Origin of the sequence: Marinifaba aquimaris, assembly GCF_013328345.1 — a bacterium.
Classification (GTDB): Bacteria; Pseudomonadota; Gammaproteobacteria; order Enterobacterales; family Alteromonadaceae; genus Marinifaba; species Marinifaba aquimaris.
The window spans coordinates 200,066-219,242 of sequence record NZ_JABULX010000003.1; the positions used below are offsets into that span (position 1 = coordinate 200,066).

Annotated in this window: 18 protein-coding genes; 7 read left to right on the top strand and 11 right to left on the bottom strand. The window is 40.9% G+C overall.

The features are described from left to right. The first annotated feature begins 8 nt into the window (after positions 1 to 8). The 3 genes from HR060_RS03545 (at position 9) to HR060_RS03555 (ending at position 2,646) form a co-directional block, all read left to right on the top strand. Complete coding sequence (locus HR060_RS03545; RefSeq protein ID WP_174198895.1) at positions 9 to 833, top strand: hypothetical protein; 825 nt, start codon at positions 9 to 11, stop codon at positions 831 to 833. Positions 834 to 888: 55 nt separating this feature from the next. Continuing rightward, positions 889 to 2,169, top strand: coding sequence for a lipid IV(A) 3-deoxy-D-manno-octulosonic acid transferase (gene waaA, locus HR060_RS03550; RefSeq protein ID WP_281362566.1), 1,281 nt, complete (start codon positions 889 to 891; stop codon positions 2,167 to 2,169). An 81-nt stretch (positions 2,170 to 2,250) separates the two neighbouring features. Next, complete coding sequence (locus HR060_RS03555; RefSeq protein WP_343044148.1) at positions 2,251 to 2,646, top strand: c-type cytochrome; 396 nt, start codon at positions 2,251 to 2,253, stop codon at positions 2,644 to 2,646. A 116-nt stretch (positions 2,647 to 2,762) separates the two neighbouring features. Here HR060_RS03555 and HR060_RS03560 read toward each other — a convergent pair whose 3' ends face one another. From HR060_RS03560 to HR060_RS03580, 5 genes are all read right to left on the bottom strand, one after another. Beyond that, positions 2,763 to 4,838, bottom strand: coding sequence for a M13 family metallopeptidase (locus tag HR060_RS03560; RefSeq protein WP_174198897.1), 2,076 nt, complete (start codon positions 4,836 to 4,838; stop codon positions 2,763 to 2,765). A 179-nt stretch (positions 4,839 to 5,017) separates the two neighbouring features. Beyond that, positions 5,018 to 7,036: a DNA helicase Rep gene (rep, locus tag HR060_RS03565; RefSeq protein ID WP_174198898.1), complete on the bottom strand. Its 2,019-nt coding sequence runs from the start codon at positions 7,034 to 7,036 to the stop codon at positions 5,018 to 5,020. A 142-nt stretch (positions 7,037 to 7,178) separates the two neighbouring features. Further along, positions 7,179 to 7,919 carry an SDR family oxidoreductase gene (locus tag HR060_RS03570; RefSeq protein WP_174198899.1) on the bottom strand — a complete coding sequence of 247 codons (741 nt, stop codon included), beginning with the start codon at positions 7,917 to 7,919 and terminating at the stop codon, positions 7,179 to 7,181. A gap of 42 nt (positions 7,920 to 7,961) precedes the next feature. Continuing rightward, positions 7,962 to 9,266, bottom strand: coding sequence for an FAD-binding oxidoreductase (locus HR060_RS03575; protein ID WP_174198900.1), 1,305 nt, complete (start codon positions 9,264 to 9,266; stop codon positions 7,962 to 7,964). Next, on the bottom strand, positions 9,267 to 9,668 hold the full coding sequence (locus tag HR060_RS03580; RefSeq protein WP_174198901.1) for a GtrA family protein: 402 nt from the start codon (positions 9,666 to 9,668) through the stop codon (positions 9,267 to 9,269). Between the two features lie 36 nt (positions 9,669 to 9,704). On the opposite strand from HR060_RS03580, the gene HR060_RS03585 reads away from it, so the two are divergent. From HR060_RS03585 to HR060_RS03595, 3 genes are read left to right on the top strand one after another with little or no spacing between them, the layout of a single operon-like run. Next, positions 9,705 to 10,583 carry a decaprenyl-phosphate phosphoribosyltransferase gene (locus HR060_RS03585; protein ID WP_174198902.1) on the top strand — a complete coding sequence of 293 codons (879 nt, stop codon included), beginning with the start codon at positions 9,705 to 9,707 and terminating at the stop codon, positions 10,581 to 10,583. Positions 10,584 to 10,605: 22 nt separating this feature from the next. Further along, entirely contained in the window at positions 10,606 to 11,025 is a 420-nt protein-coding gene (locus HR060_RS03590) for a divergent PAP2 family protein (protein ID WP_174198903.1), read from the top strand. A gap of 33 nt (positions 11,026 to 11,058) precedes the next feature. Next, entirely contained in the window at positions 11,059 to 12,018 is a 960-nt protein-coding gene (locus HR060_RS03595) for a lysylphosphatidylglycerol synthase transmembrane domain-containing protein (RefSeq protein ID WP_174198904.1), read from the top strand. 68 nt (positions 12,019 to 12,086) lie between these two features. On the opposite strand, the gene HR060_RS03600 is transcribed toward HR060_RS03595, so the two are convergent. Beyond that, on the bottom strand, positions 12,087 to 13,814 hold the full coding sequence (locus HR060_RS03600) for a glycosyltransferase family 39 protein (RefSeq protein ID WP_174198905.1): 1,728 nt from the start codon (positions 13,812 to 13,814) through the stop codon (positions 12,087 to 12,089). Positions 13,815 to 14,061: 247 nt separating this feature from the next. On the opposite strand from HR060_RS03600, the gene HR060_RS03605 reads away from it, so the two are divergent. Further along, on the top strand, positions 14,062 to 14,214 hold the full coding sequence (locus HR060_RS03605) for a hypothetical protein (RefSeq protein WP_174198906.1): 153 nt from the start codon (positions 14,062 to 14,064) through the stop codon (positions 14,212 to 14,214). 51 nt (positions 14,215 to 14,265) lie between these two features. On the opposite strand, the gene trmH is transcribed toward HR060_RS03605, so the two are convergent. The 5 genes from trmH to gmk all read right to left on the bottom strand — a co-directional run bounded on the left by trmH (position 14,266) and on the right by gmk (position 18,680). Next, complete coding sequence (trmH, locus tag HR060_RS03610; protein WP_174198907.1) at positions 14,266 to 14,949, bottom strand: tRNA (guanosine(18)-2'-O)-methyltransferase TrmH; 684 nt, start codon at positions 14,947 to 14,949, stop codon at positions 14,266 to 14,268. 75 nt (positions 14,950 to 15,024) lie between these two features. Beyond that, the gene (locus HR060_RS03615; RefSeq protein WP_174198908.1) at positions 15,025 to 15,417 is read right to left on the bottom strand and encodes a RidA family protein; all 393 of its coding nucleotides are present in this window, start codon (positions 15,415 to 15,417) and stop codon (positions 15,025 to 15,027) included. A 24-nt stretch (positions 15,418 to 15,441) separates the two neighbouring features. Then, entirely contained in the window at positions 15,442 to 17,544 is a 2,103-nt protein-coding gene (gene spoT, locus HR060_RS03620; protein WP_174198909.1) for a bifunctional GTP diphosphokinase/guanosine-3',5'-bis pyrophosphate 3'-pyrophosphohydrolase, read from the bottom strand. 146 nt (positions 17,545 to 17,690) lie between these two features. After that, positions 17,691 to 17,969 (bottom strand): DNA-directed RNA polymerase subunit omega, encoded by a 279-nt coding sequence (gene rpoZ / locus HR060_RS03625; protein WP_174198910.1) that lies wholly within the window; start codon positions 17,967 to 17,969, stop codon positions 17,691 to 17,693. Between the two features lie 87 nt (positions 17,970 to 18,056). Continuing rightward, positions 18,057 to 18,680, bottom strand: coding sequence for a guanylate kinase (gmk, locus tag HR060_RS03630; RefSeq protein ID WP_174198911.1), 624 nt, complete (start codon positions 18,678 to 18,680; stop codon positions 18,057 to 18,059). Between the last annotated feature and the right edge of the window lie 497 nt (positions 18,681 to 19,177).

Genomic DNA, 19,177 nt, shown 5'->3' on the forward strand with positions numbered 1-19,177 from the left:
TTTCTATTTTGCTTTCTAACAAGATTCAAGGTCAACACACGCGTGGTAAAACTGCGCGTAATCGCCTCCGACAAATCGATGTATTAACGCTTAGATATGACGCTAACGTCATTACTCGCCAAGATGGTCTATTCAACCAAGCCAAATGGTGCGATTTAGGATACGGAGCCGAGCCAGTCACTACGCTTGAAAGTGCAGCTCGCTTTCGCCAGCGCCGAGCGAATTTACCTGTGCTTGGGATTGAAATTGATCCTGACCGTGTGGCTTTAGCATCACAGTTTGCCGACCAGTACACTTCATTTCGGGTGGGAGGGTTTAACTTCTCCTTGCTACCAAAAGAAAAAATTCGCGCTATTCGCGCTTACAACGTATTGAGGCAATACGAAGAGCAAGCTGTTATTGATGCTTATGATGCGATGAGTGAGCGGATCCTACCACAAGGTTTATTAGTGGAAGGGACATGTAACCCGTTTGGCCAATACAGTGTGACAAATATGGTCAGACGCTTAGCTAAGCCAAATAGCCAAGGTAAATTATGGCATATTGAAGCAATGGTATTTGCATACAGGTTCAAAACCCCCTTCGACCCTATTGATTTTCAAACGGTACTACCTAAAAACTTGATCCACAAAATGGTTCCTGGGCAGCCAATTAATGATTTTTTTTCCGAGTGGAAAAACCAAGCTCAGCTCAATGCGCATTTAAAAACTTGGGGCCATAGGCAGTGGTTTGTAGGGATTGCCAAAGCTTTGAAAGCACAGGGATATCATATTGATTGCCACCCTTGGTATTTGCGCCATGGTTTTTTGGTTTGGAAAAATCCTCAGATTTAACTTTGCCTTAGTGTTATTATTTCGCCTTTAAATTTATCAGATTGCTCAACTATCTATGCATCGCTTGCTTTATAGCCTTTTATGGTTTTTGTTAACGCCATTTTTGCTGTTAAAACTTTTCTTAAGATCGCGCAAAAACCCAGCTTACAGACAACGTATTGCTGAGCGTTTTGCATTCGTCAATTACCCTGTAAAAACCAATCAACCCCGCGCATTGTTTCACCTCGTTTCTGTCGGAGAAACTTTAGCTGCTATTGATATCGTTCAGGCTTTTATCAAAAAGTACCCTGATTATGAAATTATTATTACCTCTACCACGCCAACGGGCTCAGATAGAGTCAAGGCTGCATTTGGTGATAAGGTGCAAAATTACTATTTGCCTTTTGATTATGCGTTTGCACAAAGACGTTTGTTAAAACAGTTAGCGCCAGATTTAATTGTCTTAATGGAAACTGAACTTTGGCCGAATACGCTGCATTATGCCGATAAGTACCAAATTCCAACTGTGCTGATGAATGCAAGGCTGTCTGAACGCTCGTTAAAGGGCTATCAAAAACTCGTCACATTAAGCGCAAAAATGATGGCACAAATTAGTTTCGTTTCAGCCCAATACGAAGCTGATGGCAATCGTTTTATCGAGTTAGGTTTAGATAAAGCTAAGCTGCAAATCGCAGGTAGCTTAAAGTTCGATATCAAAGTGAAAGATGAATGGCTGCACAAAGCGCGAACCTTGAATCAAGTTTGGCAAACAGCTGAGCGCTTTATTTGGTTAGCAGCCAGCACTCATAAAGGAGAAGATGAGAAAATTTTAGCTGCCCATCAAGCTTTATTAAAAGTTGATCCCAATGCTGTTTTGATTTTAGTTCCACGCCACCCTGAGCGTTTTGAGTCTGTTTTTCAGCTCTCAGCTAAACGTTTTGCAACGATCAAGCGTTCAACAGAACAGACTGTTCAAGATTGCCAAGTGATTATTGGTGATTCTATGGGGGAGATGATGGCTTATTATCAGGTTGCTGATTTAGCATTTGTCGGTGGTAGCCTAGTAGAACACGGCGGTCATAACCCATTAGAGCCAGCTGCACTGAAAAAGCCCATATTGTCTGGCCCCCACGTGTTTAATTTTGAACATATCTTTGAGCAGTTAGTGGCGGTTAACGGGGCGTTAATGTGTAAAAGCAGCGAAGATTTAGCCGAAAAAGTGATTCAACTTAACCAAAACCAGAACCAACGAGATGATTTAGGTCGTGCTAGTCATCTGCTTTTAGCCCAATTAGGTGGAGCGACAGATAAAACCTTGTCATTATTAAGTAAATACTTAGAACCTGAATCAAATTAGGTTATAATCACAGCAATTTTAAAATTTTTAAAAATTGAAAGGCGTTTAGTGCCTTAAAAAATAAGATCCACGGAGAATGCAGTGAGTCAGTCTAAATTCGTATTATCTGCAGCATTAGCTGCCTTATTCAGTGCCAGTGTTATGGCTTCTGATAATGATTTAAGCCAAAAAGCCGTTAAAGAACGTACTATGCCAATTGGCTCTGTACACGTAGCGGGTGCTGCACCTGCTAACGCAGCAGCGCGTTCAGGTTCAGATGTTTACAACACTTATTGTATGGCTTGTCACGGTTCTGGCGTGATGAATGCGCCTAAAGCTTTTGATGAAGCAGCATGGGCTCCACGTGTAGAAAAAGGTTTAGATACTATCCTTAAAAGCGCTATCTCAGGTATTGGTATGATGCCTGCGAAGGGTGGTTGTATGGATTGTTCAGACGATGAAATCAAAGCTGCAATCGAACACATGTTAGGTAAGTAATCGTTTTTACTTACTCAATGACCTGATTAAAAAAGCCGTGTGAATTATCTTCACACGGCTTTTTTGTTGCTAAAATGCAGCAAAAGCTAGCGAGTGCTAGCTTTTTTCATCTATGTCTACCAGATTTTTACACGCTCCTCTGGTGCGATATACATATTATCGCCTTCTTGCACATCAAATGCTTGGTAGAACGCAGGCATATTACCAATGATGCCAATTACACGATATTCACTTGGTGAGTGTGGATCTGTCATTAAACGACGACGTAGCTCTTCATCGCGATATAAACGACGCCATATCTGTGCCCAGCCCATAAAGAAGCGCTGTTCGCCAGTATAGCCATCCATAACAGGTGACGGTTGGCCTTGAAGTGAAATTTGGTAGGCGCGATAAGCAACCGAAAGACCACCTAAATCACCTATATTTTCACCTAGGGTGAATTGACCATTCACATTCGCATCTTCAAATGGTTGGTAGGCATCGAATTGAGCGGCTAACTGGTCACCGCGTTTTTTAAATTCAACTAAATCTGATTCTTGCCACCAGTTGTTTAAATTACCGTTGCCATCATATTTTGCACCTTGGTCGTCAAAACCGTGGCCCAGCTCATGGCCGATAACTGCGCCAATCCCACCGTAGTTAACCGCATCTTCAGCTTCCATATTGAAAAATGGTGGTTGTAAAATAGCTGCAGGGAATACAATTTCATTATTTACAGGGTTGTAGTAAGCATTGACGGTTTGTGGAGTCATGTACCACTCACTGCGATCAACGGGTTGGCCAATTCGCGATGTGTATTCTTGTGTTAACCAAGCATAGTAACGTTTGTAGTTACCCACTAAATCATCCGCTTTAATCTCAAGTGCTGAATAGTCTTTCCATTTATCTGGATAACCTATTTTAGGGGTAAATGCGGCTAGCTTAGCTTGCGCTGCTTTTTTCGTTTCATCAGACATCCACTCAAGCTCATCAATTGCTTGGCTGTAAGCTTGGATTAAGTTATCGACAAGCTGTTTCATTCTCGCTTTGGCTTCTGGCTTGAAATGTTCTTTGACGTATAAGCGACCTAAAATCTCACCTATGATACCATTGGCATTATCAACGGCTTTTTTCCAGCGGGGTTTCTGCTCAGTAATACCGCTGAGAGTTGTTGAGCGAAAAGCAAATCGGCGATCAACTAAAGCCTTATTCAACAATGAAGCTTTACCATCAACATAGTGAAAGCTTAAATAGTCTTTCCATACCTGCACATCATTGTTTGATACCGCTTTACCTAGTCCTTCAAAAAATGAAGGTTGTCTAACGATCACGTCTTGTGCTTTATCAAAGCCAATGCCTCGTGAGATCTCGGCCCAGTGGATATCTTTACCTAACAAAGCATCGAACTCAGCCGTACTCATCTTGTTATAAACTTTGTTGGCATCACGGCTTTCTGTTCGAGTCCATTGCGACTCTGCAAGTTGCGTCTCTAGCGCTAATACGTTTTTTGCTGCTTGTGTTGGGTTTTTATGCCCCACCGCTTTTAGCATATCTGCTATGTAGGCCGTGTATTCGTTGCGGAAATTAACAAATTTCTCTTCTGTTTTGAGGTAGTAGTCGCGATCGGGTAAACCCAAGCCTGACTGAGTGAAATAAAGGGCGTTGATTTCAGATTGTTTAGCATCGTTATTTACAAACCAGCCCAGCGGTGTATGCACGCCTTTGGTATCAAATTTAGCCATAGTTGCAATGAGTTCTGGCTTAGAAGAAATTTGTGCAATTTGCGCTAGATCATCCGCAATAGGGCTAATGCCTAATTCTTCGGCTAATGCTTGGTTCATATAAGCACGGTAAAAGTCACCGAGTTTTTGGCTATCTGAACCTTTTGCTGCAGGCTCTGCTGCTGCTTTTTCGATGATAGCTTTCATCGCTTGTTGAGAATCTTCATAAAGGCCTGTAAATGAACCATAGTTAGATTTATCCGCAGGAATTTTTGTATTTGCTAGCCATTGACCATTTACAAAGCGATAGAAGTCATCTTGTGGCTTAACGGATAAGTCCATATTTGCCAGTTCTATACCTGATACATAGTTTGCGACAGGCGTTATTTGGTTAGCATTGGTTTGAGTGGATGTTGTACTGTTGTTGGCATTACAAGCGGTTAACCCTAGCGCCAGTACAATGCTGGCTGATAAGTAACTGATTTTGTTCATAAACGACTCTTAGCTGAAATTTTTTTGATGTAGCAAGCAGGACAATATATCCGCCGTAACACGTTTTTATGCTGATTTTACGTCAATGGTTTGTTGACGAGGTTTTTGAAGGGAAGTTTTTGTTAGCGATTTATCGACATTTCGTAAATAATTCGCCACTTTTAAAAGCAGAATAGGGGTTAACTATTCTGCTTTAAGATATCTCTTAAGTTTGCGATGGCGGTTGCACCTTTTTCTTTTCGCTGTTCTTCAGTTTGCTTGCGTTTACCCAGTTGCCACTCTAAATCATTTTGCGGAAGCTCGTGTAAAAAACGGCTCGGTTCTGGGCGAACCAGCTCACCAAATTGGCGACGCTCTTTAACTAAGGTAAAGGTTAATTCTTGTTGGGCCCGTGTAATACCCACATAGGCTAAACGACGCTCTTCTTCTTCGTTGTCTTCATCAATACTCACTTGGTGAGGTAATAAACCCTCTTCCATACCAACCATAAAGACATAAGGAAACTCTAGACCTTTAGATGCGTGCAGTGTCATCAGCTGTACTTGATCGGCTTCGTCTTCATCTTCACCGCGTTCCATCATGTCTCTAAGGGTTAAACGCGTCACGACTTCTTTTAATGTCATCGCATCGTTGTTGGCATCACCTTCTAGCATTTGAGTGATCCAACCAAACAATTGGCTGACATTTTTCATTCGCATTTCCGCTGCTTTTGCACTTGGAGAGGTTTCGTATAACCACTCTTCATAACGTGCGCCTTTGATCATATCGCGTACTGCGTGAATGGGCTCGCCGCGCTCTGCTTGATCATCCAGCTCGACTAGCCAGCGAGTAAAGGCTTGTAATGTTTCTAAGCGTTTACCAGAAAGCACATTAGCTATTTCTGGTTCAAAGCTTGCTGCAAACATACTGATGTGCTTTTGATTAGCCAGCTCGCCTAGTTTCTCTAGGGTGGCTGGTCCAATCTCGCGTCGCGGTGTATTAACAATACGAATAAAAGAGTTATCGTCATCTGGATTGACCAAGACTTTTAAGTAAGCCATGATATCTTTGATTTCAGCACGGGAGAAAAACGACTGACCACCACTAATTTTGTAGGGAATACGGTTGGTCATCAAAGCCTTTTCAAATACTCGAGATTGATGATTACCGCGGTATAGAATAGCGTAGTCTTTATAGCTGGTTTTTTTCATAAAGCGCTGAGAAATAATCTCGGCAATCACGCGCTCTGCTTCATTCTCTTCGTTTTTAGCTGTCAGTACTCTTAGCGGCTCACCATATTGTAAGTTGGCTTTTAGCTTTTTGTCGTAAACGTGGGGGTTATTGGCAATTAAAATATTGGCTGCGTGTAAGATGCGTCCGTATGAACGGTAGTTATCTTCTAGTTTAATTAGCCTTAAGCGCGGGAAATCTTCTTTTAGCAACACCAAGTTTTGTGGTTTTGCGCCACGCCAACTGTAGATGGATTGGTCATCATCTCCTACTACGGTAAATAAGCCACGACGCCCCACTAGTAACTTAACTAACTCATACTGGCTTGAGTTGGTGTCTTGATATTCATCTACTAGCAAATAGCGAATACGGCGTTGCCATCTCTGTTGAGCTTCTTCATTGTTTTTAAAGAGCATCGTGGGCACTAAGATCAAGTCATCAAAGTCAAATGCGTTATAAGCTTGCAGCAGTTTGTTGTATTGCTCATAGCATTGCGAAAAGTAGACTTCATCTGGTGTTTGGGCTCTAGCTTGAGCTTGCTTGGGTAAAACGAGGTCGTTTTTCCAGTTTGAAATGGTACTTTGCAATAATCTCAGTTTATCTTTATCACCCTCTAACACTTTTTCTGTTAGTTCTTTGAGCAAAGACATACTGTCTTGATCATCAAACAGAGAAAAGCCTGATTTAATGCCCAAGGTTTTAAATTCTTTTTTGATGATTTCCAAACCTAAGGTGTGGAATGTTGAGACAATTAAGCCGCGACCTTTCCCTTTAGGTAGGGTTTGTGCAACCCTTTCTTTCATCTCTTTTGCTGCTTTGTTGGTAAAGGTTACAGCTGCAATATTTTTAGCATCGTAACCACAGTTCAAAATCATATGGGCGATTTTATTTGTGATTACTCTCGTTTTACCTGAACCTGCTCCAGCTAATACCAGACATGGGCCAGTGACATATTCGACCGCTTCTTGTTGGGCTGGATTGAGTTTCATTGGGGCAACCTGAGCTAAATAAATAAAGGGCGCGCATTTTAACAAAACCGATGTAAAAAACTAATAGTGCAGGGACGCTATTTTTTAGAAGTTTACTTTTAGGAGAGTAGGCCATAACGAGGTTATGGCCAGAAAATAGAGACTACAGTGATAGCTTCTTGAAAATAAATTCAGGAATGTTGCGGATGATTAACATAATCAACGCCCAAAAACCTGGGGTGTATAGTGTTTTACTTTTACCTTTATCAACGGCATTACTGATGTCTTTAGCTACTTTTTCTGGTGTCGCCCAAAGCGCGCCTTTTTTAAAGTCAGCTGTCATTGGGGTATCGACAAAGCCTGGTTTGATATCAATCACCTTTACGCCAGATTTATCTAAGCGGTTTCGCAATCCTTGCAAGAAAGTAGAAACCATAGCTTTTGCACTGCCATAGAGGTAGTTCGACTGTCGACCGCGATCACCTGCAACTGATGTAATACAAGCGATTGTGCCTGATTTTTGTTGCTCCATACGGTTAGCGATATCCGTCATCAATGCGATAGAGCTTGTTGCATTGATGCGAATTTCTTTAAGTGCCAGTTCGACATCTGTTTGACAAGCCGTTTGGTCGGGTAACGTTCCGTGAGCAATTAAAGCTAAGTCAAGTTGATCAAACTGGTCAAAGACATCTTCAATGATAGGGGCGTGAGCCATAAAGTTCGTCACATCGAGCTCAGCAGTAGTCACCGAATGAGCGCCTCTAATGGTTAAATCTTTGGCTAAGGTATCGAGTTTTTCACCATCTCTAGCAACAAGAAAAAACGAACAAGCACGATTAGCATATTGTTTTGCTACTGCTTGTGCCATTGCAGAATTAGCGCCAATTATTAAAATATTCTTCATAGTTTTTATTAACCTTTACACAAGGTTATACCTTACGGTTTTTTATAAGCCTAATCTTTTAGATTGGTGCGAATTAAACAGTTTATCAGCACCGTACTCTTTTCGCACTCGATCAAATTCAGTCCAAAGTGGATAGCTCTGTTTGAATGTCTGTTCAGACATACGCGCATCTTTGGTCAGATATAAACGACCGCCATAGGCTAAAACAATTTGGTCCAACTCTTCAAGTAGCTCAAATAAACCCGGCTCAAGTTTAAAGTCGAGTGCTAAGGTGTAACCTTCAATAGGAAATGACAGGTAATTGTCATTGGCTTGTCCAAAAGCTTTTAATACTGCTAAGAATGAGCCCCTTTTTGAATCACTGATACGGGTTAAGATCTCAGTCATACCTGCTAAACCATTTTCTTTTGGGATCGCAAATTGGTACTGGGTAAAACCGTTTTTACCGTACATGCGATTCCAATTGTGGATACCATCTAATGGATAGAAGAAAGGTTCGTAGTGGATATATTGCTGCGATTCACTTTCTCGAACGCGGGCGTAATATAAGCTATTAAACGCTTGAATTGAGTATTTGTTCAGTAAAAAGCTCGGCATATTAAATGGCACAGCGAGCTTACCTTCGCTTCCTGCTTCTAATGCGCCATCGCTATCGTGCTCACCAAACATCAATAACGAACGGCCTAGGCTGTCGCCAGTTGCCAAACAATCAATCCAAGCAACAGAGTAAGTCGTATCGTAGTGCTGTTCAAACAGCGTCAGTGCTTGTTCTAAGTTTTCCGCTTTGATAGTTGTTTGATTGATATAGCTAGAGCTAATAGGTAGCAATTGCAGCTCAACTTCAACAATTACACCCGTTAAACCCATTCCGCCACAAGTCGCAAAAAATAGTTCAGGATGCGACTGACGAGAGCAGTGAACCACTTCTCCTGATGCCAATGCCATTTTGAAACCCAAAACGTGTTGACTAAAGCAGCCATCTAGGTGATGGTTTTTGCCGTGAACATCACTTGCAATTGCGCCGCCAACAGTGACAAATTTTGTACCTGGCGTCACTTGTACAAACCAACCTTTAGGCACAAACGTCGCTAAAATATCGGCCAGTGAAACGCCTGATCCACAGGTTAAGATACCTTTTTCAACATCAAAATCTATAAAGTGGGTAAACTGATTTGAGCGAATAACTTTGTTGGCTAATGCACTATCACCGTAACTTCGTCCTAAGCCTCTTGCTATGCTACTTGCTTCTGTTTGTTCTATTAGTGCGTTAGTTAAGCTCAGTTGATTACTCGGTGAGAAAAGCTCACTGTTCGCACGAGGGTATTGCCCCCAACTTGTTAATTCCATTTATGCCTCTTTAGTGACAAAAACATAACGCTTATCTAATTGGTATTTAATGTAGTAGCCAATGGCTAAGCCAATTACACCACCTGTATAGCGCATTGCTTTAGTTTGGAAAATAGCATCAAAGGTAAACTCCATACCCCAAAAGATGAATGTGGTCACCAGACCCATTAGACTGTATAAACCAAATGTTTTACCGTCGTCCTTGATATTTTTAGTCTGAAAATCAAAGATATATTTTTTATCTAGGTAGTATTTGATCACTAAACCGACACCTGTACCGACAATAATAGCTACAAAGAGATCGTACGGTCCTGTATAAACACGTGTGGTTAAGTCTTGGCTTGCGATGTTAGCTATAGTAGCTATGACAGCAAACATAGTGTAAATTAGTGGTTTGTTCATAACAAAATATTAACAATTAAAAAGGAACTGCACTTTATGACAGCTATTACTGAAAGCGCCCATAATAACTCAGTTTTTCTCGGATTGCTTAAATTAATGCGCCCTAAGCAATGGGTCAAGAACGCATTCGTGGTTGCGCCACTGATATTTTCCGGTCAATTTCTCGATATAAATGCTGTTAACCAAGTGTTAATGGCTGTGGTACTTTTCTGTATCGCTTCATCTGCAACCTACATTATCAATGACATGAAAGACATTGAAAAAGATAGGTTACACCCAACTAAATCTAAAAAGCGCCCGCTAGCTTCCGGACAAGTTAAAATCCCTCATGCTATTGGCTTACTAGTCGTTTTATACGGACTATTAATCGCTGCGTTTTTTGTTATGCCTAAAGTCATCATGGTGATTTCGGTATATTTAATTATCAATGTCGCTTATACCTTGTGGTTAAAACACCAACCGGTAGTAGACATATTTACGATTGCTATTGGGTTTGTGATCAGGGTATTTGCCGGTGCTATGGCACTTGATGTACCCGTTTCTTCTTGGATGTTTGTTACAACATTATGTTTAGCGCTTTATCTCGCTGCGGTTAAACGCCGTCAAGAATTGACCCAAAGTGGTAAGTCAGGCCGAAGCGTATTACAACATTACAGTGTTTCTCTGGTTGACCGTTATGCTGAAATGTCGGCAACGGGTGCGTTACTTTTCTATAGCTTGTTTGTGATGACAGCTCGTACCGACTTGGTGATAACCATTCCGTTTGTATTGTTTGGCTTATTCAGATATTGGTATGTTGTTGAAAAGCTTGATGGCGGTGAATCGCCAACTGATGCATTACTTTCTGATTGGCAGTTACTGGTAACTGTTGTGTTGTGGGGGGCTGCTTGTGCGTGGTCTATTTGGCCAGTATAAGTACTGAAAAGAATATAATAATATGGATTTAGCTTACTTAATTACCCCTTTTATCGCTTGGCTTATTGCCGGTTGCAGTAAATTTGCCATCAATTGCATAAGAGAAAAGCGGTTGGCCTTTGATTTAATTGGCTATGGCGGCTTGCCGAGTAATCACTCTGCGATTGTTACTAGTGCTGCTGCGTTAGTCGCTTTACGCGAAGGTATCGGCCATCCTGCTTTTGGTGTTGCTGTGGCACTTTGTTATATCGTGATGTTGGATGCTAACAGCTTACGCATCAAAGTGGGTTTGCAGGCACAACGCATCAATGAGTTGACTAAAGGCAGCGAGCATAAGCCTCTTCGAGAGCGAATGGGGCATACTAAAGTCGAAATCTTCGCTGGCGCAATTGTTGGTGTAATAACGGCTTACTTAGTTTTTCTTGTTAACCCAACACTTTAACGCTATATGGCAGGGTTTAAGCCAACAAAAAAAATGATGACAGCGGTGCTCAGTGTTTTACTGGTCGCCGCTTTTTTTATTGGGCTTTTTAGTTTTGTTGATCTTACTTTGGTGTGGCAGCAAATAAAGCGGCTAGAAGTACATGACTATGCTGTCTTTGTCTGTTTTGCATGTCTAAGTTATTTAGCTCGTTTAGCGCGCTGGCATGTTCTAATGCGAGATTATCTGCCGCTCAGAGCTAAAGTTATCCATTTGCACCAAATATACTTATTGGGGTTTGTACTGAGTGCGACGCCAGCCAAAATTGGGGAAACCTTGCGTTCAGTTTTTTTAAAGCGAATAGGTATCGATTACGCACCTAGTTTGGCTGCTTTTTTTGCCGAGCGCCTGCAGGATTTATTGGTTGTGCTACTACTTGCTGCTGTGGCGCTGAGTTTGATGCCAGAGTATTCGTTGTTTTTTATCATGGCAGCTTCACTCATTTTATTCGTCTTTCTGCTGCTATCATCTAATACGCCACATCAGTTGCTATTGAGCTTGATGGCATGGCTCAGCAAAAAGCTGCGTATTAAAATGAGTAAGCAACATTTTTTATTCGATTTAGATGACTTTTTTGTCTGCTTAAAATCATTCTTATCCCTGTCTTACCTACCTAAAACCGTGCCTTTGACTTTATTCGGTTGGTTATCGCAGGTAGCTGTGCTGCACTTTGTACTGAGTGCTTTTGATGTCGGTACTGATTGGCCTTGGTATATTGTGGTGGGAATATATGGATTAAGTACTTTACTCGGTGCACTTTCTTTTGTGCCTGCTGGGTTAGGTGCAACAGAAGCGAGCCTTTCTTTGTTATTAATCAGTCAAGGTGTTGATGCGGAAATAGCGGTAGCAGTCAGCTTGATATTCAGATTATGTACTTTATGGTTAGCTATAGGAATTGGCTTAATTGCACTTTTTCATTGGTTATTATTCACTAAAACCGAAACCAACAATTAAGTTTTGAAATTAAAAAAGCCAGTACAAATAAGTACTGGCTTTTTATTTATCTGCAATAAAACCTGTGTTTATTCAGTCTCTCTTACTACTTTTGAAATGAGTAAGTATTGATTGGATCTAAACTTCATTCCACGATAAGGCTCAAGCTTGAAGCTCTCAGGTAGCTTGTCGCTGTCTATTGGTTTTCCTGTTGCCTGATCAATACGCTGGGCCACGATAATGTCTTCGTGTAGGTAGTTTTTAAAGTCACGTAATACGGTTCGTTCTTTTCTTCTGGCATGAGAGAAATTAACCGCACCAATATTTTGAATAGTATGGCGACCAGGGTGAGACGTAATCAACAAAAAGTTCTTAGTTGGTTGTTCAGCAATGACTTGATTAACTAAAGCGACATTACGACCAGAGAGTAATTTTTTAGTTGTTTTGTCTGTCATAGCGGCACTGTGATAAGTCAGGAACAATACCCCCGCTAAACCTAATAAACCTTTTTTCAATCTCTCTGATGGCAACGTAAATAAAGTAACAGGCAACCAGGCCAATGCAATTGAGAATATTAAATAGAATCTAACGGACGTTGGACCGTGGAAATAGCCATTATGGTGCGCTAAGAAGATGGATAAATTAATGGCTAAACAAACAAATAATGTTGAGAATTTAGCTAAATCATTACCTTTAAAACTGGGTTTGTTCATTGCCCAGTAACCAAGCCAAAATATAGCGACGGCAATGGCAAAATAGGTCAAGACAGGTGCGTAAGGTAAAACAAAATCCCACATCGTTTGCGCTTCGATTAATTCCTCGAAATGCTCACCCATTGCCTCTAAGCTCAAAACGCCGCGATCATCAGGGTTTTCATATTTGCCTTGTGAAAGAATTCGCTGCCAAATAGTGGGTAAAAGCCAAAGTAAACTTGGACCAATTAACACTAAATTGGCTTTAACATCTTGCCAGCGAATTTTGCGAAATATCAGTAAGGCTACAGCCATCACACCAGCGTAGACCAAAGATTCGTAGCGGATGTTGGCAAATACTAAAAAGGTAATCCACAAGAGGGCAAGCGTTAATGCGCTTGGCTTATCAACGTAGCGGGCAAAAGCAATAGCCGTAATAAGAGCAAAACACGTCGATAGAATATCAAAGCCGCCAGATGTTGCAGTAATCGAAACAACCGGTTGTGTCAGTACAAACAAGCAAGCACAGTAACCTGCAATTTTTCCTAGGCGACGCGCTGTTACCAAATAAACTAACCAAAGTAGTGCAGTTAGCGCAATGCCATTGACAATAAAGGCGTTTTCAACGCGATAACCCGTCAAGGTATGGACAACAGAAACCAGTGTGGGGAATACGAGTGGTCGTTTAGGTATCAGATTGGTCACCGCGTGATAAGCGTCGTAGTACCAAAGGCCCATTGTCGAGTTATAGACGGTGTTTTCAAAGGCCATCGACATAGCGATAGAAGCCAAGTTGGATTCATCACTGAAGACCCTGAGTTTGGCGGTAACCGATAAGAAAACAAATGCGACTAGAGCTAGAACAAAGAGGATTCCGACTTTGTGCTCTTGCCAGTATTCTTTGATTTGAAAATCACTGCGTTTGAGGTAGTAGCTAAATGTAAATGCCCAAGTTGCCAAAAGCGTTAAGATAATTAGGTAACTGCCGTGAACAAAGCTGGTTCTGAGGACGGCTTCATCAAGTAAAGTCCAACCTAACCAAGCAAAGATAAGTACGGCAAACAAACCAGCTAAAGCATGTTGAATAATGGGTTTGTTATTTATAAAAGAAAAATGATTAGCCATTAATTGCTCCATCAGCACTTCAATAGATAATGTGCCTGTTATTTTTTTTGGCGAGTGTGCTCGCTATTCCCACGTATTAAGCCACAAAACCGCTAAAAATATAAGTGTTAAATAATTGTTAAGTTAAATTTATTGCTTAAAAAATGGCAGAAATTGTTATATATCACTTTGATTAGGTTCTGTTATTTGGTTTGCCCTTCAATCATAATTTGTCCATAAAATCAGGAGGTTATGAGGAAGGATTTTCATGTTAACTATTTTTATTTTAAGCGTATTGGCCGTTTACCTATTCACATCAGCCGGTTTATATGCTTTGTGCAAACGCGTGCTTAAATATCCTAGAGGCAGTAAAGAAATAATCGGTTTATTGTCTGAGAAGAAGTTTCACATCCAACCATAAAGAAAAGGCAGCCAATTGGCTGCCTTTTCTTTACTCGTATTAATACCAAGCTTAGTCAGCTTTTCTGAGTGCATCCCACCAGTCGTCTGGTGCAACAATCTGCCCTTGTTCATCTAACTCGGGATAGGCTAAACCTTTTCTCTTACAATGCTTAGCATATACTGGATGGCCATTTTCAAAGATAATTCGATGGTATTCTTCATCTGAAATTTTCCTTGGGCCATACATATTGGCATTTTGTCTTTGTCTTTGCGCTTCATATAAAATGAGTGAGCAAGCAACAGATACATTAAGCGATTGCACCATGCCCATCATAGGAACAACTATGTTGTGATCTGCTTTTGATAATGCATATTCAGTAATACCATCACGCTCCGTACCCATAAGCACACATGTTGGTTTAGTGTAATCAATCTCTCTAAAATCAACGGAGTCAGCAGCAAGGTGAGTTGCAAGCACCTGCATGCCTTGAGATTTGAACTGATCAAATGCTTGATCAATATGATCGTACATATGAATATTTAACCAGTTTTGACTTCCACCAGCAGTTCCTCCACCAAGTGAACGTCTGTCCTCTGGCCAAACCGCATGGACATCATGGCAACCTACTGCATCAGCTGTTCTAGCTATGGCTGAAAAATTATGCCTTTTGTGAACTTGCTCCATGCAAACGGTTAAATCAGGTTGTCGCTGACTCAAAATCTTTTGCATTTTAGCAAAACGTTCTGGACTCATAATCAAACTACTTCTTTTTCTACAAACAAAAAAGCCGAGACAAGCTCGACTTTCCTAATAAGCCAATAGTGCCAATTAGTTAGTGCTAGGTAACTCTAAAACACCATCAATTTCAATTTGGGCACCACGTGGTAATTGACCAATACCAATTGCAGCACGAGCAGGGTACGGCTGTTCAAAGTACTTCGCCATGATCTCGTTTACAGTGGCAAAGTTAGCTAAATCTAATAAGAAGATATTCACTTTAACCATGTCATTTAAAGAACCACCAGCCGCTTCACACACTGCACTTAAGTTTTTGAAAACTTGGTCAGCTTGTTCAGCAAAGTCTTCGCTATTTAATTCCATTGTTTCTGGTACAAGTGGGATCTGACCTGATAAGTAGACTGTTGTACCTACCTTTACTGCTTGGCTATAAGTACCGATTGCCGCTGGCGCATTTTCAGTAGAAATAATTTGCTTTGACATAATGAATTCCTTCTTTTAATTCGCTTATTTTTTATGGCGAACAATTTTTCTTACTTCGTCTAAATGACGAACTTTTTTAATGATTTGCGCTAAATGTACTCGATCTTTAACTGTTGTGACTAGATCGACCGTATATAAGTAATTATCTTTATCCTCAGAGTTCATACTTTGGATATTTGAATCACATCGAGCAATCGCCGTCGTAAGTTTTGCTAATGAACCTTGGATATTGTGCATTTCAATGCGCAAATAGCATGAAAACTCTTCGTCAGGTGCATTATCCCAGCTAACTTCAGTGTATTTAGACGGCTCTTCTTTTGCTGAACGAACATTTTTACACGATGCTTGGTGAACAACTAAACCTTTACCTGGGCTTACATGAGCAATGATGTGATCGCCCGGAATCGGTCGACAACACTTACCAAAACTGACCAACATACCACCTGCACCTTTTATTGATACTTTTTGCTGAGGTGTTAAATTCGCGTTGTCATCAAGGTCACCTAGTAATTTTTGAGCAATGACTACCGCCATTAAGTTACCTAGGCCTATCTCAGCGAGAAGCTGATGTAGTGTTTGTAACTTGGCTTCATCTAATACTCTTTGCAATGTATCTTCTGGGATGTCATTAATTTCTACCCCGTGCAATGCGACTTTTAACAAGCGTTTACCAAGCTCTACCGACTCTTCACTTTTCAGTTTTTTCAGATAGTTACGAATACTTAATCGAGCTTTTGCTGTAATGACAAAGTTTAGCCAGTTAGCGTTTGGTCGTGCACCTGGCGAAGTAATGATTTCTACTGTCTGGCCAGTTGCTAGCGGCTGATTTAGTGGATGAGGCCTACGGTTGACCTTTGCACCAATACAAGTTTGACCGACATCGGTATGCACGGCATAAGCAAAATCAACTGGAGTCGCGCCTTGCGGTAATTCGATAATATTGCCATCTGGGGTGAATAGATAAATTTCTTCTGGGAATAAATCAGATTTAACATTGTCGATAAATTCATAAGAGCTACCTACACTTTGCTGTAGCTCTACCAGGCTTTGCATCCAACGGCGAGCACGAACCTGCGCTGTTGTTCCTGAGCTGTCTGTACCTTTATATAACCAGTGAGCCGCAACACCTTTATCGGCCATCATTTCCATATCGTGCGTGCGAATTTGAATTTCAAGCGGGATACCGTGTGGGCCAATTAAACTTGTGTGTAATGATTGATAGCCGTTGATACGAGGGATAGCGATGTAATCTTTAAACCTTTGGTTAATAGGTTTAAATAAATTATGTACCACGCCTAATGTGCGATAGCAGGTATCGACATCTTTAACGATCACCCGAAAGGCATAGATATCCATTACATCATTGAACATCAGCTCTTTATTTTTCATCTTGCGATAAAGACTATAAAGATGTTTCTCTCGGCCTAAAATCTGGCATTCAATACCTACTTCGCGAATGCGCTCTGTGATTTCATTTTTGATTTTTTCAATGACTTCTTTGCGGTTGCCACGTGCTTGTTTGACAGCAGCAGACAGTGCGCGATGACGCATTGGGTGCATGGCAGCAAAACCTAAGTTCTCTAACTCATTTTTGATGTCATGAATACCTAAACGGTGTGCGATAGGGCTGTAAATCTCGAGTGTTTCTAATGCAATTCTGCGACGTTTATCTGGTCTTAACGAGCCTAGCGTGCGCATATTGTGAGTTCTGTCTGCAAGTTTAATTAAGATAACACGGATGTCTTGCACCATTGCCATCATCATTTTTCGGAAGTTTTCCGCTTGTGCTTCTTGCTTTGAACGAAAGTGAATTTTATCGAGCTTACTTACACCTTCAACTAAATCCGCAACAGTATGGCCAAATCGTTCAGCCAAATCGTCTTTAGTTACATCTGTGTCTTCTATCGTGTCATGGAGTAGGGCTGCACATAAAGTTTCGTGATCTAAATGCATATTGGCCAAGATACGCGTTACTGCAACAGGGTGGGTAATATAAGGCTCACCACTCGATCGATATTGCCCCTCGTGTGCGTCTCGCGCAACGATATAGGCATCGCGGATCATCGCTACATGATCAGCATTTAAAAAACTAGCAACTTGGTCTTGTAGATCCTCAAACAGCTCCACATCCACTCCGTAAGAATTTCTGGTTAACAGGTAAGTAGGCTGGCGCCTTTATGTAAGTTTGGCAGTATAGAAATAAAAAATCGAGCCAATAACTGTTAAGTACAGTTATAAAAGCTCGATTTTTAAAGAATAAATAGGGAAGTCAATTACTCTTGGCTTGAACCTGCAATTGCTGCTACTGCCGCTAATTCTGCTGCTTCTTGCTGAGCTGTTTCTTGGCGCTCTTGAGCATCCATGATTTCATTGCTGATAAGACCTTCTTCGATCTCACGTAATGCAACGACTGTTGGCTTGTCATTACCTGCTTCAACTAAAGGATCTTTACCTTCAGTAGCAATCTGACGAGCACGACGTGCAGCTGTTAAAATTAAATCGAAACGGTTGCCTGATTGTTCTACAGCACCTTCAACTGTTACGCGAGCCATTTATATCTCCGCTATGTATGAGTCTGTAATTAAACAGACAGCAAGTTAATTTTTAATCGAACGTGACATTCTATATGATCAAAAGCATTACGCCAATAGATCAGAGAGCAAGTTCTGGTGTTTTTTTGTTTGAATACTTTGACTCGTTCTTTGTGCTCTTAATATCGCAGTAAAGTCTGCTAACGCAGTATCGAAGTCGTCGTTGATAACGATGTAGTCGTATTCATTGTAGTGTGACATTTCGCTTTGTGCTTGTGCCATTCGATCAGCGATAACTTCTGCTGAGTCTTGTCCTCTATTATTAAGACGTGATTCGAGTTCTTGCTTTGATGGCGGCAATATAAAGATGCGTTTGGCCGTTGGCATCAATTCAACAACCTGTCTAGCACCCTGCCAATCGATATCTAAAAATACATCTTTACCTTGGGCTAAAGTATCTTCGATGGCTTTTTTTGACGTCCCATAATAGTTGCCGAATACCTCTGCCCATTCAAAAAAGTCACCCTGTTTGATCATTGCCTTGAAATCATCTTCAGATACAAAGTGGTAATGAATAGTATTTTCTTCACCTGGACGAGGAGCGCGAGTGGTATGAGAAACAGAAACTTGCGCCAGATCGTTTTGTTCTTGGTCAAGGTAAGCTTTAATCAAGCTAGATTTTCCGGCTCCACTCGGAGCGGACACAACATATAAAGTACCTAATGCTGACATGGTGTAAATCCAATTAATAATGTTAACTGGGTACTATTGTGTCATAAATGTACTGTATGAGCTATTAAGGCTTATATACACATATATAAGTTAGTTTATCCGTGCTTTATAGCCTCAAAGTGTACCTAGACGCTGAAAATATAGTATGTGTAGTTAAGATTGATTCAATAATAACCAATTAGCACAAGGGGTTGAGTGTTTTTTGAACAAAAACAAAAAAGATCATATTTTTATTAAAAAACTTCAAAAAAAGCGTTGACGGGTGAAGTTAGATCTCTATAATGCGCCCCCACAACGCAGCGAGGCAACGAGATAATGTTTTTATCAAGTTTCCAACTTTCAAAGTAACGCTGAGTATGAAGTTAAAATAAGTTGAAATTAATTTGAAAAAATTGAAATTAAACGTTGACTTCAAAACTGGGAGGCGTATTATTCGCATCCCGCTTGAGACACGGCCTAGCGCTGAATCAAAAGCAACGTTCTTTAACAATTTGGTA

Excerpts from the sequence above, each read along its gene's own strand:
- HR060_RS03600 (WP_174198905.1), bottom strand. The coding sequence starts at position 13,814 with ATGGCTAATCATTTTTCTTTTATAAATAACAAACCCATTATTCAACAT.
- trmH (WP_174198907.1), bottom strand. The coding sequence starts at position 14,949 with ATGAGTCCAGAACGTTTTGCTAAAATGCAAAAGATTTTGAGTCAGCGA.
- HR060_RS03575 (WP_174198900.1), bottom strand. The coding sequence starts at position 9,266 with ATGGAATTAACAAGTTGGGGGCAATACCCTCGTGCGAACAGTGAGCTT.
- HR060_RS03585 (WP_174198902.1), top strand. The coding sequence starts at position 9,705 with ATGACAGCTATTACTGAAAGCGCCCATAATAACTCAGTTTTTCTCGGA.
- HR060_RS03615 (WP_174198908.1), bottom strand. The coding sequence starts at position 15,417 with ATGTCAAAGCAAATTATTTCTACTGAAAATGCGCCAGCGGCAATCGGT.
- gmk (WP_174198911.1), bottom strand. The coding sequence starts at position 18,680 with ATGTCAGCATTAGGTACTTTATATGTTGTGTCCGCTCCGAGTGGAGCC.
- HR060_RS03605 (WP_174198906.1), top strand. The coding sequence starts at position 14,062 with ATGTTAACTATTTTTATTTTAAGCGTATTGGCCGTTTACCTATTCACA.
- HR060_RS03595 (WP_174198904.1), top strand. The coding sequence starts at position 11,059 with ATGATGACAGCGGTGCTCAGTGTTTTACTGGTCGCCGCTTTTTTTATT.
- HR060_RS03560 (WP_174198897.1), bottom strand. The coding sequence starts at position 4,838 with ATGAACAAAATCAGTTACTTATCAGCCAGCATTGTACTGGCGCTAGGG.
- HR060_RS03590 (WP_174198903.1), top strand. The coding sequence starts at position 10,606 with ATGGATTTAGCTTACTTAATTACCCCTTTTATCGCTTGGCTTATTGCC.
- rpoZ (WP_174198910.1), bottom strand. The coding sequence starts at position 17,969 with ATGGCTCGCGTAACAGTTGAAGGTGCTGTAGAACAATCAGGCAACCGT.
- HR060_RS03580 (WP_174198901.1), bottom strand. The coding sequence starts at position 9,668 with ATGAACAAACCACTAATTTACACTATGTTTGCTGTCATAGCTACTATA.
- HR060_RS03570 (WP_174198899.1), bottom strand. The coding sequence starts at position 7,919 with ATGAAGAATATTTTAATAATTGGCGCTAATTCTGCAATGGCACAAGCA.
- waaA (WP_281362566.1), top strand. The coding sequence starts at position 889 with ATGCATCGCTTGCTTTATAGCCTTTTATGGTTTTTGTTAACGCCATTT.
- rep (WP_174198898.1), bottom strand. The coding sequence starts at position 7,036 with ATGAAACTCAATCCAGCCCAACAAGAAGCGGTCGAATATGTCACTGGC.